Origin of the sequence: Myroides indicus (assembly GCF_004364575.1) — a bacterium.
In the GTDB taxonomy this organism is placed as follows: Bacteria; Bacteroidota; Bacteroidia; order Flavobacteriales; family Flavobacteriaceae; genus Flavobacterium; species Flavobacterium indicum_A.
In genome coordinates this window covers 59,262-73,596 of sequence record NZ_SOAG01000004.1, presented here as the reverse complement: position 1 = coordinate 73,596, position 14,335 = coordinate 59,262, and the positions used below count along the sequence as shown (strand labels likewise).

Sequence of the window (14,335 nt, the reverse complement as noted above, 5' to 3'; positions counted from 1 at the left end):
ATTTGATGGCAGATGAAGTTTGATAAGATTAATAATAAAGGACAAGCAAGATTGTTTAAAAATCCGGTGTTAGAATTTTTAACAAAGGGTCATCCTGCGGTTATATGGGGGATGTATATTCCTATTTTGTCATATCTGATTTATATCGGACACGTAAATTATCTATTAAGTTTAACTTCCCTTCTGTTATTGTTTTTGTCAGGTGTATTTTTTTGGACTTTTTTTGAATATCTGGCACATCGATATGTTTTTCATTTGATTAGCGATAATCCAAAACTACAGCGAATAGCTTATGTTATGCATGGAAATCATCATCATTATCCCCGGGATAGGCAGCGTTTATTTATGCCTCCTTTGCCTAGTGTTATTTTAGCATCCTTTTTATTCGTCTTACAATACGTGCTGTTGGGGAGTTATGTGTTTGGTTTTTTTCCGGGTTTTATAATAGGTTACTTACTCTATGCTTCTATGCATTATGCAATTCATGCTTTTGCACCCCCATTTAAATTCATGAAGCCCTTATGGCGAAACCATCATTTGCATCATTATAAAAATGAAAGTTTGGGATTTGGTGTAAGTAATATTTTTTGGGATCATATATTTGGAACAGCATTTGACCTAACCAAAGAAAAAGAAGATAAAGCTAAAGTAAAGGAATTGATGTTCGAAAAGAAAATAAAAAAATAACCAAAGATGCATTGTAGTCTTTGGTTATTTTTTGATATGGTGTTGTTCTTTTGTAGTCCAAAGATTTTCTGCCCGGTATTCCTGTTCTGCTCCCCATATAGCATTCGCAAGATAAGGATTGTCAATAAAAGGATTGCGGTTTCCCTGGGCATACTGATTGTTTTTATTGCCGTGATATTCATTGCGCCTTTTCTCTAAATCTGAAACCGGATCTTCGGCGTTCCACTTTAAGAATAAATCAATCATACCGTCTCTTTCACCGGTATTTACATTAATAATCTGTTTACCTTTTCCAATTACATCAGGACGGCATTGGTTGCCATATCGGACAAACATATACATCATCATTCTTGCAACATCACCTTTCCATTCATCTCCGGGATACCAGCCCCCGTTTACGCTACCTGAATTACCTGATCCTTCTATAAATTTTTTATTGCTTCTGACGTTATTCCATTCTCCATTAACAGGTCTCAGATTATGAGCATCTGTTCCAGCGATCAAGCCCATATTATCTTCATCCGAACCATAGGTAATTAACTTGGGTACGGCTAAGGATTTCGCAAAAACATGCTCACGTTCCCATAAATTTTTTCTTCTATCATCGTTAAACCCGCCGTGATTGCGTTGCTCTTTATTCATTGTTCTTTTTTGAGTAATTTCTTTCTCCGTTTTATCTACCCAGCCATATATTAAAATTACTTCTTTTGGATTATCAGAATTAATATCTGTAATCATGCTCGCTTCCCAAATATCAGGTGTATAAGTGAGATGCTTATGCGTCTTTTTTAAAAGTAGAGACAGTTGATTTTTCAATTTTAGACCCCGAATGCTGAAATCAATTTCTTTGTAATAGGCAATTTGACTATTTTCAACAGGAATTAATAAAGGATTTTGTGAGGTATCAATTTCAGAGGGAGGAGGAATTGTGGGTGGAGGAGTTATTGGATTGTCACCGTTTGTACTGCTGTTAGAACAAGAAATAGTCAGTAGATTTATAAAAAACAAAAATAATATACTGAGTTTTTTCATGATAATTTTTTATTTCCTTAAGATTACTTCCATTTATTTTCAGCTTTTTTTCCTCCCCATATTACATTGGCAAGATAGGGATTGTCAATAAATGGATTGCGGTTTCCCTGTGCATATGTATTGTTTTTATTGCCGTGATATTCATTGCGTTTTTTCTCTAAATCTGAAACCGGATCATCAGCATTCCAATTTAAGAATAAATCAATCATATTTTGGTCAATGCTGTTGGCAGATCCGATTGCGTTATTTTTGGGTTGGCACTGCGAGGGATATCTTAAGTACATATACATCATCATTCGGGCAACATCACCTTTCCATTCATCACCCGGATACCAGCCGGAATTTACTTTTTGCGCGATACCACTGCCGTCAGTAAATTTGAGGTTTCCTCTGTCGTTATTTAATGCCACGTCAGCCGCTCTTAAATGATGTACATCTGTATTTGCTCCTGAGTCGGAATTCTTCAGATTTGGCGTTCCGTTGGCTCGGGCGTAAGTGTGTTCCCGGTTCCAATTTCCCGGATTCCCTCCGTTTTTATTTTTACCTCGAGTATAGGCGTATTTTTCTGTTTGACTGGGTTTGTCTTTCGTATTTGGCGTTCCGTATATCAAATAAACTTCATTACCTGCGGGCGTTAAATCTGTTGCTTTTATAGCTTCCCAAACTCCCGGCGTATAAGAAAGTTTTTGTGTATGCGTTGTGGTAATTAAACTTGATAACTGTGATTTTAATTCTAATCCTGTTTTAGAAAAGTCAACGCTTTTATAATAAGCAATCTGGTCGGCTGGAATTTTAAAAAAGTTATCGTCATTTCCTCCGTCATCGGGATTGTCATCGTCTTTTTCGGGAGGAGTTGGGTTTTCCTTTTCAGGTGGATTTTTTTCCGGTGTAACAGAAGAGTCTCCAGCACAACTACTGATAACCCAAAAGAGGCTTGAGAGAAGTACAATAAAACTTTTTTTCATAATTAGAGCAACAACTTTTATTTGTTTTAGGATTTTCTTTCTAACAAGGCCATATAAAAACCATCAAATGCTGATGTGCTTGCCAAAATTTTTTGATCTTTAATAAAGATAAAGTTTTTTCCCCAATCTGACGCTAAAAACTTTTTGATTTGCTCTTCGTTTTCTGAAGGAAGAATTGAACAAGTGGCATATACCATTTTTCCGCCTGGTTTTAGAATTTTGGAATAATCAAGTAATATTTGTTCTTGGGTTTGTCTGATTTCATCTATAAATTCCGGTTTTAATTTCCACTTACTGTCCGGATTTCTCTTTAAAACGCCTAATCCGCTGCACGGAGCATCTATTAAAACCCGATCGGCTTTGTCATGTAGTTTTTTAATTGTTTTTGTACCTTCTATAATTCGATATTCGATATTAAAAGCACCATTTCTCTTTGCTCTTAATTTTAACTGCTTTTGTTTGCTTTCGTAAATATCCATGGCTATAATTTGTCCTTTGTTTTGCATTAACGAGGCAATATGAAGGGTTTTTCCACCAGCACCGGCACAGGTATCTACAACGCGCATTCCGGGTTGTACCTCTAAAAAGGGAGCCACTAACTGAGAAGAAGCGTCCTGAACTTCAAAGTAGCCGTTTTTAAAAACATCGGTTAAAAAAACATTTGCACGTTCTTTCAAAATTAGAGCATCCGGATATTCATCGGGCATACTGGTTTCTATTTCTAAATCCATGAGCATGGCATGTACTTGTTTGCGGTTTGCTTTTAAAGTATTTACCCTTAGAATTACATCTGCCTGCTGATTTTGAGCAGCAATCTCTTTAGTCCAGTTTTTTTCTCCTAATTCTTTAAGGCCCAACTCGTCCATCCAGTCGGGAATAGACTCTCTGAAAACTCTGATTTTGCTCAATTCATCAAACCTTCCTTTGATGCGGCGTATGGGGGTGTTTTCAAAATATTTCCAGTCTGGAAGCTTATGTCCTCTTAAAACAGCCCAAACGGCAAATATTCTCCACGCATCATCTCTTGTAAAAGGATCTTTTACTTCTGCTATTTCAGCATAAAGTCTCTTCCAGCGTACGATTTCATAAATTGTTTCTGCTACGAATTTTCGGTCCGTGCTTCCCCATCGCTTATCTTTTTTAAGAGCTCTGGCAACTACTTTATCGGCGTATTCTCCATCATTAAAAATAGCTAATATAGAATCGATTACTGTAAATACAAGGTTTTTGTGAAGTCTCATTATAATTAGAAATAAAAATAGCCTACAAATATACGGTTTTGTAGGCTATACATTTAAGTTTTGCGATATTTTTGGCAACGAGAAACGCTGCTATTTTTTTTCTTTATATTTTTTTAAAAGCTGTCGGTTAAATTCATCTTCTGCTTTTTTCAGAATTAAAATCTTTTTGGCAGAGAGTATTTTCTGGACATCTTGAAGAAATTGTTTACGGGTGGAGCAATATTCGTCGTCAAAAGCGTTTAATTCCTGAATTTTGGATGAAGCTTCTTTATCGCTCATTTTTTCTAATTCATCAAAAGATGATTTTTTAAGAAATTTTATTGTGCTGTTGTGGTGTAACTCTGAAATTTTGTTATCGTAAACATTATAAACTGTCCAAAACTTTTCAGCTTCGTCTTTAGTCAGATTTAGTGCTGTTGTTAAATGAGCAACTTTTAAAGAGCGTATTTGTTCGTGAGATTTTTTATTTTGGGCCCAATTGTTTTGGATACTCAGAATCGTTAGCAATAAAATAATATATTTTTTCATTTTACAGATCATTTAAATAATATTCCAGGTCAATATTTCCTAAAACATATTCGTTTATTTCATTTTGGTTTAGATGGATTGCACTTTCAAGATCGCTTAAATCCTCTTGGTTAAAGCCGTGAATAATCTCATCAGATAAACCAAAGGAGCTTTGATATTCAAAATAGGCATCTAACTCTTGCGGATTGATTATCTTTGAGGAAGGCTGAAAAATAAAAAAACTTATGCACAGGAAAATAGCAATAGCAGCCGCAGCTGTATAGTATTTAGGGTAAAAAAAGATTGTTTTTTTTACTTTTTTATCAAGCTTCAGTTTATCAGACAGCTGTTGTTCAAAATTTTCGAAATAATTATCAGGAACGATAAACGGATTTTTTTTTGAGCGCTGATGTAAATTTTGATGTTCCATAATTTAATCCTCTTTCGTTACTGAGTTAGACTTTTTTTTTAGACAAAGGTTTAATGTGATTTTAAAAAATCTTCAATCTTTTTTACTGCGTGATGGTAAGAAGCTTTTAAGGCTCCGGTACTAGTTCCTAAAATTTCGGAAATAGCAGTATATTCTAATTCTTGATAATATCGCATTTTAAAGACTAACTGTTGTTTTTCGGGCAGGTGCAAAATAGCTTTTTGCAATAAAATTTCTGCTTTATCGCCGTCAAACAAAGGGTCAGAGATTATACTGTTAATAATTCGCTGATTGATTTCTTCAGATGAAATTTTTTGGTTTTTGTTCTTCTGTTTTATAAAATCCAAAGTTTGATTGGTGGCAATGCGGTAAATCCACGAAAACAATTGGCTTTTTCCTTTAAACTTGCCAATATTTTGGTATACTTTTATAAAAGTTTCCTGTAAAATGTCATTGGTATCATCGTGATTCAGTACTATTGAACGAATATGCATATACAGCTTTTTATCGTAGAGTTTTACTAATTCTCCGAAAGCCTCGTTCTTTGTCGAAATATGATTTAGTCTCTCAATTAAAGCCTTTTCGTCAGTCAATTTGTTAGTTTTCCGGGTTAGTTAAAAAAAGCTAGGGATAAAAGTAGTTAATATTATTTTTAAACAACACTGAAGTGATTAATTTTGCGCTAAAAAATGGTAAAAACTGTTATTTTTGATATGGACGGGGTTATAGTTGATACGGAGCCTGTACACAGATATGCGTATTTTAGTCACTTTAATGAGCTTGATATTGCTGTTTCTTCTGAAGTGTATAATTCATTTACTGGATTTTCTACTAAAAACACCTATCAGAAATTGAAGGAGATATATAGGTTAGAGGAAGATGTAGAAAGCTTAATCCTCCGCAAAAGAGCACTGTTTAACGATGCCTTTGATACCAAACCAGATTTGGAACTTATTTCAGGAGTGAGAAATTTAATAATAGAACTTCATCAAAATGGGGTGGAGCTAATTTTAGGAACTTCTGCATCTAAGGGTACTATTGAAAAAGTTTTTAACCGCTTTAATTTATATCCTTATTTTTCTCATTTGTTAAGCGGAGAAGATTTTCCGAAGTCAAAACCTGATCCGGCAATATTTTTAAGTGCTGCTGGGTTATCAAAGCACGGTAAAAATGAATGTATTGTTATAGAAGACAGTACAAATGGAATAAAAGCCGCCAAAGCTGCCGATATTAGAGTAATAGGCTATAAGAGTGCTAATTCAAAACAGCAGGATTATACTTTAGCGGACTATGTTATCAGCGACTTTAATGGCATAGACGCTGATTATATAATTCGTCTGTAATTTTATATCATTCCTTGGTTAATTTATGTCCAAGAGTTGGAAAGGAGAATTGGTGTGATAGTTTTTATTATAATAACTTTTTTTCTACCTTTGGCATTCTTAAAAAAACAATATTTACGTAGATGTTTCACAGGTATATTAAGTTAGTAATAGCGACAGGGTTATTAGGATGGGCAGTTTGGCAGTTTGTAGAGGGAAACATAGGAAATGGTATTTTTTTACTGTTTTTGATGTTGATCGTGGTGCTTTTGTATTTTAAAAATGAGTTTATTATTTTGGCGTTTTTTAAATTGAGAAAACAAGATTTTGAAGGAGCGCAAAAATGGTTGGACAAAATTAAAAATCCGGAAACGGCTTTGGTACGAAAGCAAAACGGATATTATAATTACCTGATGGGAATAATGACTTCTCAAACTAATTTAAACGCTTCTGAAAAATATATGAAAAAAGCCGTTGAGTTAGGATTAAGTATGGATCAGGATTTAGCAATGGCAAAATTACAGCTTGCCGGCATTGCAATGACAAAGCGCAGAAAGATGGAAGCTACTAAATTATTAAGTGAAGCCCAGAAGCTGGATAAACAAGGAATGTTGAAAGAGCAAGTAAAAATGATGAAAGAACAAATGAAGAGAATGTAATATTCTTGTGTTGAACAAAATAAATTATAAAAAAGGCACTGAAAGAAAATCAGTGCCTTTTTGTTATTTAATATCTTCCGATGTAAACCGAAGTTTGACAGATGGATATTTGCTTTGCGTCATTTGAATTGAAAACTCACTGTCTGCTAAAAACACCAACTGTCCCGATTTATCATGAGCTAAAAACTTTTGTTTAATTCGCTTAAACTCTTTAAATTCTTCGTTTTTAGGGTCATCTGGTTTGACCCAGCAAGCTTTATATGCCGGAAAGTTTTCGTATGTACATTTGGCTCCGTATTCATGTTCTAAACGATACTGAATTACTTCGTATTGAAGTGCACCTACTGTACCGATTATTTTTCTGCCGTTCATTTCTAACGTAAAAAGCTGTGCAACTCCTTCATCCATCAGTTGATCAATTCCTTTTTCAAGCTGTTTTGACTTCATCGGGTCGGCATTGTTTATGTAACGGAAGTGTTCAGGAGAAAAACTTGGAATTCCCTTAAAATTCATAAGCTCGCCTTCTGTTAAGGTGTCTCCGATTTTGAAGTTTCCCGTATCGTGTAATCCTACAATATCTCCGGCATAAGAGGTGTCGATAATTTCTTTTTTCTCCGCAAAAAATGCATTCGGGCTTGAAAATTTAAGCTTTTTTCCTTGTCTTACATGTAAGTAAGGAGTATTTCGTTCAAATGTTCCGGATACAATTTTGACAAATGCCAGGCGGTCGCGGTGTTTAGGATCCATATTGGCGTGTATTTTAAATACAAAACCAGAAAATTTTTCTTCTTCTGGCTGAACTAACCGGGTATCGGATTCTTTGGCACGAGGAGAAGGGGCAATTTCAATGAATCCGTCTAAAAGTTCTCTTACGCCAAAATTGTTAAGAGCGGAACCAAAAAATACAGGCTGTAAATTGCCTTGTACGTAGTCTTCGCGATTAAAATCAGGATAAATTTCATTTATGATTTCTAATTCTTCTCTCAGTCTTCCGGCAGCTTTCTCGCCAACCAGTTTATCCAGTTCATTCGAATTTAAATCGGATATACGGATTACATCTTCTATGTTTTTTCTGCTGTCTTCGCTAAATAGATTGATGTTTTTTTCCCACAGGTTATAAATGCCTTTAAAGTCATAACCCATTCCGATAGGGTAGCTTAGAGGAGTAACCCTTAAATGGAGTTTTTGTTCAATTTCGTCCATTAAATCAAATGCATCCCGTCCTTCGCGGTCGAGTTTGTTGATAAAAACAATCATTGGGATATTTCTCATGCGGCATACTTCAACCAATTTTTCGGTTTGTTCCTCCACGCCTTTTGCTACGTCTATTACCACAATTACGCTGTCTACAGCTGTTAAGGTTCTGAAAGTATCTTCCGCAAAATCCTTGTGTCCGGGTGTATCCAGAATATTGATTTTTTTATCTTTATAATTAAATGCCAAGACTGAAGTAGCCACGGAGATTCCTCTTTGTCGTTCAATTTCCATGAAATCGGACGTCGCGCCCTTTTTTATTTTGTTGTTTTTAACAGCTCCGGCTTCCTGTATAGCTCCTCCAAATAAAAGTAACTTTTCTGTAAGAGTTGTTTTACCGGCATCGGGATGCGCAATTACACCAAACGTTCGTCTGCGTTCTATCTCCTTTAAAAAACTCATTTTTTCTGATTTTAGGCTACAAAAGTAGTTATTATTTATAGAAAACAAATAGGAAATAAATAGAAGGCACGCAAGAAAAGAGATTTTAAAGCAGTAGGTTTATACATCGGACAATAAGTATATAAAGGCAAAAGTAATTATTTACAAACGCAAATATATTGTTAATGTGCTGTGTGGTTATAACTGATACTATTAATATTGTGAAATCATTCGAAAAAATAAAATGATTTGAATCTGGTTAATTTCAAGTAAAACATTAGATTTATAAAATATGAATTGTCTATTTTTGCACGATGGGCAAGTTTTATTCAACCAATAACTGCCAAAAATTAAATATGATACAAGATAAAATAAAAAACAGAGTTATGCTTGTTCTTCTTTTAGGGGGACTATTTATGGCTTCTTGTAATCAAAAAGAAAATCAGAGTATCGAAGATCCCGTGGCAAGGGTTAATAAGGAGTATTTGGACAGATCCGAACTTCAAAATATAGTTTCTTTAAAATCTACTCATAAAGACAGCGTGGCAATCGTGCATAGTTTTATTGACAAATGGGCAACGAAACGCCTGTTGATCGAGGCAGCTGAATTTAATTTATCCGATGATAAAAAAAGCGAAATCAATGCTTTGGTAGAGCAGTTTAAAAGCGATTTGCTTATTAAAGCCTATTTGGAAAAACTGGTTCAGCAGTCGATAGATACAATTATATCGGAAAAAGACCTGGAAACGTATTACAATAACTTAAAAAACAGTTTTTTGGTAGATGATATGTTAGTGAAAATGGCTTATGTTAATGTGCTGAATGACAACACTAATTACAATAAAATAAAAAAGAAGTTTACTTCTTCCAAAAAAGAAGAGTTTGATGATTTGGAGAATATGTCTTTGCAAATGAAGTCATATGCCTTAAATGATTCTATTTGGGTAAATGTTAATCAGGTTTACGAAAAATTGCCCTTTTTAACCGTTGATAATAAAAGTACTTATCTAAAAAGCGGTAATTATTTTGAAGTTCAGGACGACCATAGTACTTATTTTGTAAAAATTAATCAGGTTTTGGAAAGAGGCAGTATAACTCCTTATGATTATTTAAAGCCGTCGTTAAAGCAAATGGTTCTCAATGATCGAAAAATGAGGATGTTAAAAGAGATAGAAGAAGATATATTAAAAGATGCAAAAAAGAATAAGAGATATGAGATTTTTAAATAAAAAGATAGGGATGCTGTTTGCTTTATCCTTGTCTTTCGGAGTAACAGCATATGCACAAGAACAACAATCTGTTCAAAAGAGAAAAATTGACGGGGTAGTAGGAGTAGTGGGGGATTATGTGATTTTAGAATCAGAAATAGACAAAACTCTTTTAGAGCTGAAAGCGCAAAGAGTTTCTATTGAAGATATGTCTCGTTGTGATTTGTTTGAAAAGTTATTAGAAGATAAACTTTTTGCCTATCAGGCAGTTCAGGACAGTTTAGAGGTAACGGACGTTGAAGTGACCACTTATATGGATGACCAGATTAATAGAATGGTTGAAGAAGTTGGTTCTATGGATAAAATATTGAAGTTTTACAATAAAAAATCGGAAGACGAATTTAGAGAATACTTTTTTGATATTGTCAAACAAAATAAGCTGACGCAAAACATGCAGCAGCACATAGTTGAAAAAGTAACAATTACACCGGAAGAAGTCCGTCAGTTTTTTAAGTCTATTCCAGAAGATCAGCTGCCTATGGTGGGAGATGAAGTAGAAATAGCAGAAATAGTTATAAAACCGGAAATTTCTAAGGAACAAAAGCAGAAAGTAATTGACCGTTTAAATGAAATGCGAACAGATGTCTTAGAAAATGGCGCCAGTTTTTTCAGCAAAGCCGTTTTGTTTACAGATGACAAGGCTTCTGCTGCTAATGGAGGATTTTTCTCTATGACTAAAAAGGATCCTTTTGTTAAAGAGTTTAAAGATGTAGCTTTCAGTATGGCAGAAGGAGAAATCTCTCAACCGTTTGAAACAGAATTTGGTTATCATATTATTTATCTCGAAAAAATAAGAGGACAGCGGTTAGATTTGAGACATATCCTATTGATTCCGAAACCTACACAAGAGGCTATGGATGAAGCAAAGAAAAAAATTGAAAATATTCGCGAAAAGATTGTTAATGGAGAAATTTCATTTGGAGAAGCAGCTACTGCATCATCTGACGAAAAAGAAACCAAGTTTAACGAGGGCGTAATGAAAGACCCTATGACTATGGATCCGAGGTTTGAATTGAATAATATGGAGGACAGAGAGCTTTATTTTTTAGTTTCCGGATTAAGTGAAGGAGAAGTTTCGCAGCCTGCAATAAAAACAGATCGAAGAGGAGATAAAAGCTATCGCATTGTACGAATTAATAAAAAATATCCTGCTCATAAAATAGATTTTGCCGAAGATTATAGCAAAGTAAAAGGATTCGCTTTGCAAAAAAAACAAGGTGAAGAAATGGAAAAATGGGTAGGAAAAAAGATAAAAGATGCTTATATCAGTATTCAGGGAGAATTTATTGAGTGTAAATTCCGTAATAATTGGCTGAAAAAATAAGAATTGAATATTATAAAAGATTGAAAACGACATTTTAGCAATTGGTTAAAATGTCGTTTTTTTATAAAATAAAGAGGAATGCTTCTAAAATGATATTTTTAGCTATAAAAAATAAATAATATCCATAAATGTTGTTTGGTATATTAAAATTATTGAATTTTATTCATCAAAGTAGAATGTTTATAAATAATAATTAGTCGATTTAAAGGAATCATTAATAACTTTTGAATATTAAATACTTTGCTTAAATTTGTGCTGACAAAAATTTAGTAGTCGGTTATACACTGTTTTGTAATGTCAATAACATAAACTCAACCATTGAGCACTTTATACAGACATTTGGAAAGAGAGGGATTTAAATCAGAAGAATTTTGAAATTTGTGAGAAATTTTGATATTAAAGCCATACCGGGTATATAGCTAAAATAATATTGAATAGGTTGATTAGGAATTTGTCTAAGAAATCAACTTTTAATTTAACAGGTAGTAAATATGAGCCTTTATAAGGATTACATCAAAGAAATCGAAGAAAGAAAAACACAAAAACTGAGTCCTAAACCAATTGACGGAGCCGAATTATTAAGTGAAATTATAGCACAGGTAAAAGATGTTAAAAATGAATTTCACGAAGATTCTCTAAAGCTTTTTATTTATAATGTACTGCCGGGAACAACTAGTGCGGCTGGAGTTAAAGCCCAGTTTTTAAAAGAAATCATTTTAGGTAAAGCAATAGTTAAAGAAATAACTCCGGCGTTTGCGTTTGAATTATTATCCCATATGAAAGGAGGACCTTCTATCCAAGTACTTTTGGATTTAGCATTGGGTAAAGATCCTGCAATTGCAGAGGAAGCGGCTGAAGTATTAAAAACACAAGTGTTTTTATACGATGCAGACACCGCTCGGTTAAAAGAAGCATTTTTGCAGGGAAATGTAATCGCTAAAGATATTTTAGAAAGCTATGCAAAAGCTGAGTTTTTTACAAAACTTCCGGCGGTACCGGAAAAAATAGATATAGTTACTTATATCGCAGGAGAAGGAGATATTTCTACGGACTTATTATCGCCGGGGAATCAGGCACATTCTCGTTCCGATCGCGAACTTCACGGACAATGTATGATTACTCCGCAGGCACAACAAGAAATCAAAGATTTGCAGAGTGCTCATCCGGATAAGAGCGTGATGTTAATTGCAGAGAAAGGTACAATGGGTGTGGGCTCATCAAGAATGTCCGGAGTAAATAACGTGGCACTTTGGACAGGGAAACAAGCCAGTCCATATGTTCCTTTTGTAAATATTGCTCCAATAGTAGCAGGAACAAATGGTATTTCTCCTATTTTCTTAACTACTGTTGACGTGACAGGGGGGATTGGTATAGACCTTAAAAACTGGGAAAAGAAAATTGATGCTGACGGCAAAGTTGTTCTTAATGAAAAAGGAGAGCCTGTGTTAGAGGAAGTTTATTCTGTAGCTACAGGCACTGTGCTTACCATTAATACAAAAAACAAAAAACTTTATAACGGAGATAAAGAGCTGATAGATATTTCTAAGGCATTAACTCCGCAAAAGATGGAGTTTATTAAAGCAGGGGGTTCGTATGCTATTGTATTTGGTAAAAAAATTCAAACTTTTGCAGCAAAAGTATTAGGAATCGAAGCTTCTGCAGTGTATGCTCCCTCAAAAGAAATTTCAATTGAAGGACAAGGGCTTACTGCAGTAGAAAAAATATTTAACAAAAATGCCGTAGGAATAACTCCGGGTAAAATATTACATGCAGGTTCTGACGTTCGCGTAGAAGTTAATATTGTGGGATCTCAGGATACAACAGGTCTGATGACTGCGCAAGAGTTAGAAGCAATGGCTGCCACAGTTATTTCTCCTATTGTCGATGGAGCGTATCAATCAGGATGCCATACGGCTTCTGTATGGGATAAAAAGGCTCAGGCTAATATTCCTAAACTGATGAAGTTTATGAATGACTTCGGCTTAATTACTGCACGCGATCCTAAAGGAGAATATCACTCTATGACAGATGTTATTCATAAAGTATTAAACGATATTACAATTGATGATTGGGCGATTATTATCGGAGGTGACTCACATACAAGAATGTCTAAAGGAGTTGCTTTTGGAGCGGACTCAGGAACGGTTGCTTTAGCTTTAGCAACAGGAGAAGCTTCTATGCCGATCCCGGAATCTGTAAAAGTTACTTTTAAGGGAAGCATGAAAGAGCACATGGATTTCCGCGATGTGGTGCATGCTACACAGGCTCAGATGCTGCAACAATTTGGAGGAGAAAACGTATTCCAGGGCAGAATTATTGAAGTTCACATTGGTACACTTCTGGCAGATCAGGCATTTACATTTACCGACTGGACTGCAGAGATGAAAGCTAAAGCATCTATCTGTATTTCGCAAGATGATACCTTGATAGAGTCGCTTGAAATCGCAAAAAGCCGTATCCAAATCATGATTGATAAAGGAATGGATAATAAAAATCAAGTGCTTCAAGGATTAATTGACAAAGCTAACAAGCGAATTGCGGAGATTAAATCAGGTGAAAAACCCGCGTTGGCTCCGGATGCCAATGCTAAATACTATGCTGAAGTTGTGATTGATTTAGATATCATTGAAGAGCCAATGATTGCAGATCCGGATGTAAATAATGAAGATGTTTCTAAGCGTTACACGCATGATACAATTAGAGAGCTATCCTACTATGGCAATAATAAAAAAGTAGACTTGGGATTTGTAGGTTCTTGCATGGTGCATAAGGATGACTTGAAAATTGTTTCTCAAATGCTTAAAAATATTGAAAAGCAAAATGGTACAGTTAAATTTAATGCTCCTTTAGTTGTAGCAGCACCAACTTATAATATCATTGATGAATTAAAAGCAGAAGGAGACTGGGAATACCTGCAAAAATATTCAGGATTTGAATTTAGCGATTTATTGCCCAAAAATACAGCTCGTACAGAATATGAAAATATTATGTATTTAGAGCGTCCTGGCTGTAATTTGTGTATGGGAAATCAAGAAAAAGCTGCTAAAGGAGATACGGTAATGGCTACCTCTACTCGTTTGTTCCAAGGACGTGTGGTAGAGGACTCTGAACGCAAAAAAGGAGAGTCCTTATTAGCCTCTACACCGGTAGTCGTGCTTTCTGCAGTTTTAGGAAGAATTCCGACTATTGAAGAATATAAAACATCAGTAGAGGGCATTAACTTAACTAAATTTAAACCCGTTTCTACTAAGTAAATAGCAACAAA

Annotated in this window: 13 protein-coding genes; 6 read left to right on the top strand and 7 right to left on the bottom strand. The window is 34.7% G+C overall.

What is annotated here, in order from left to right:
* Positions 1 to 12 precede the first annotated feature (12 nt).
* Positions 13 to 687: a sterol desaturase family protein gene (locus C8P70_RS02575; RefSeq protein WP_133711793.1), complete on the top strand. Its 675-nt coding sequence runs from the start codon at positions 13 to 15 to the stop codon at positions 685 to 687.
* 24 nt (positions 688 to 711) lie between these two features.
* Here C8P70_RS02575 and C8P70_RS02570 read toward each other — a convergent pair whose 3' ends face one another.
* The 6 genes from C8P70_RS02570 to C8P70_RS02545 all read right to left on the bottom strand — a co-directional run bounded on the left by C8P70_RS02570 (position 712) and on the right by C8P70_RS02545 (position 5,455).
* Positions 712 to 1,719 (bottom strand): endonuclease I family protein, encoded by a 1,008-nt coding sequence (locus C8P70_RS02570; protein ID WP_243832647.1) that lies wholly within the window; start codon positions 1,717 to 1,719, stop codon positions 712 to 714.
* Positions 1,720 to 1,742: 23 nt separating this feature from the next.
* Positions 1,743 to 2,684 (bottom strand): endonuclease I family protein, encoded by a 942-nt coding sequence (locus C8P70_RS02565; RefSeq protein WP_133711791.1) that lies wholly within the window; start codon positions 2,682 to 2,684, stop codon positions 1,743 to 1,745.
* Positions 2,685 to 2,710: 26 nt separating this feature from the next.
* Positions 2,711 to 3,925 (bottom strand): RsmB/NOP family class I SAM-dependent RNA methyltransferase, encoded by a 1,215-nt coding sequence (locus tag C8P70_RS02560; protein ID WP_133711790.1) that lies wholly within the window; start codon positions 3,923 to 3,925, stop codon positions 2,711 to 2,713.
* A gap of 90 nt (positions 3,926 to 4,015) precedes the next feature.
* A complete protein-coding gene (locus C8P70_RS02555) occupies positions 4,016 to 4,453 on the bottom strand; it encodes a hypothetical protein (protein WP_133711789.1) in 438 nt (145 codons plus the stop codon).
* A gap of 1 nt (position 4,454) precedes the next feature.
* Complete coding sequence (locus C8P70_RS02550) at positions 4,455 to 4,862, bottom strand: hypothetical protein (protein WP_133711788.1); 408 nt, start codon at positions 4,860 to 4,862, stop codon at positions 4,455 to 4,457.
* A gap of 50 nt (positions 4,863 to 4,912) precedes the next feature.
* The gene (locus tag C8P70_RS02545) at positions 4,913 to 5,455 is read right to left on the bottom strand and encodes an RNA polymerase sigma factor (RefSeq protein WP_133711787.1); all 543 of its coding nucleotides are present in this window, start codon (positions 5,453 to 5,455) and stop codon (positions 4,913 to 4,915) included.
* Positions 5,456 to 5,551: 96 nt separating this feature from the next.
* On the opposite strand from C8P70_RS02545, the gene C8P70_RS02540 reads away from it, so the two are divergent.
* Positions 5,552 to 6,205: an HAD family hydrolase gene (locus tag C8P70_RS02540; RefSeq protein WP_133711786.1), complete on the top strand. Its 654-nt coding sequence runs from the start codon at positions 5,552 to 5,554 to the stop codon at positions 6,203 to 6,205.
* 122 nt (positions 6,206 to 6,327) lie between these two features.
* Complete coding sequence (locus tag C8P70_RS02535) at positions 6,328 to 6,843, top strand: DUF2892 domain-containing protein (protein ID WP_133711785.1); 516 nt, start codon at positions 6,328 to 6,330, stop codon at positions 6,841 to 6,843.
* Between the two features lie 63 nt (positions 6,844 to 6,906).
* Here the strand turns inward: C8P70_RS02535 and C8P70_RS02530 are convergent, their stop codons facing one another.
* Positions 6,907 to 8,499: a peptide chain release factor 3 gene (locus tag C8P70_RS02530; RefSeq protein WP_133711784.1), complete on the bottom strand. Its 1,593-nt coding sequence runs from the start codon at positions 8,497 to 8,499 to the stop codon at positions 6,907 to 6,909.
* Between the two features lie 335 nt (positions 8,500 to 8,834).
* On the opposite strand from C8P70_RS02530, the gene C8P70_RS02525 reads away from it, so the two are divergent.
* The 3 genes from C8P70_RS02525 to C8P70_RS02515 all read left to right on the top strand — a co-directional run bounded on the left by C8P70_RS02525 (position 8,835) and on the right by C8P70_RS02515 (position 14,324).
* Positions 8,835 to 9,707, top strand: coding sequence for a hypothetical protein (locus C8P70_RS02525; RefSeq protein ID WP_133711783.1), 873 nt, complete (start codon positions 8,835 to 8,837; stop codon positions 9,705 to 9,707).
* Positions 9,691 to 11,070, top strand: a complete 1,380-nt coding sequence (locus tag C8P70_RS02520; RefSeq protein ID WP_133711846.1) for a peptidylprolyl isomerase — start codon at positions 9,691 to 9,693, stop codon at positions 11,068 to 11,070. The genes C8P70_RS02525 and C8P70_RS02520 overlap by 17 nt, the downstream gene beginning before the upstream one ends.
* A 491-nt stretch (positions 11,071 to 11,561) precedes the next feature.
* Positions 11,562 to 14,324: a bifunctional aconitate hydratase 2/2-methylisocitrate dehydratase gene (locus tag C8P70_RS02515; RefSeq protein ID WP_133711782.1), complete on the top strand. Its 2,763-nt coding sequence runs from the start codon at positions 11,562 to 11,564 to the stop codon at positions 14,322 to 14,324.
* Positions 14,325 to 14,335: the final 11 nt, after the last annotated feature.

Bases quoted from the DNA above. Each gene is read 5' to 3' on its own strand.
- C8P70_RS02535 (WP_133711785.1), top strand. From the start codon at position 6,328: ATGTTTCACAGGTATATTAAGTTAGTAATAGCGACAGGGTTATTAGGA.
- C8P70_RS02570 (WP_243832647.1), bottom strand. From the start codon at position 1,719: ATGAAAAAACTCAGTATATTATTTTTGTTTTTTATAAATCTACTGACT.
- C8P70_RS02530 (WP_133711784.1), bottom strand. From the start codon at position 8,499: ATGAGTTTTTTAAAGGAGATAGAACGCAGACGAACGTTTGGTGTAATT.
- C8P70_RS02550 (WP_133711788.1), bottom strand. From the start codon at position 4,862: ATGGAACATCAAAATTTACATCAGCGCTCAAAAAAAAATCCGTTTATC.
- C8P70_RS02555 (WP_133711789.1), bottom strand. From the start codon at position 4,453: ATGAAAAAATATATTATTTTATTGCTAACGATTCTGAGTATCCAAAAC.
- C8P70_RS02520 (WP_133711846.1), top strand. From the start codon at position 9,691: ATGAGATTTTTAAATAAAAAGATAGGGATGCTGTTTGCTTTATCCTTG.
- C8P70_RS02565 (WP_133711791.1), bottom strand. From the start codon at position 2,684: ATGAAAAAAAGTTTTATTGTACTTCTCTCAAGCCTCTTTTGGGTTATC.
- C8P70_RS02525 (WP_133711783.1), top strand. From the start codon at position 8,835: ATGATACAAGATAAAATAAAAAACAGAGTTATGCTTGTTCTTCTTTTA.
- C8P70_RS02540 (WP_133711786.1), top strand. From the start codon at position 5,552: ATGGTAAAAACTGTTATTTTTGATATGGACGGGGTTATAGTTGATACG.
- C8P70_RS02560 (WP_133711790.1), bottom strand. From the start codon at position 3,925: ATGAGACTTCACAAAAACCTTGTATTTACAGTAATCGATTCTATATTA.
- C8P70_RS02515 (WP_133711782.1), top strand. From the start codon at position 11,562: ATGAGCCTTTATAAGGATTACATCAAAGAAATCGAAGAAAGAAAAACA.
- C8P70_RS02575 (WP_133711793.1), top strand. From the start codon at position 13: ATGAAGTTTGATAAGATTAATAATAAAGGACAAGCAAGATTGTTTAAA.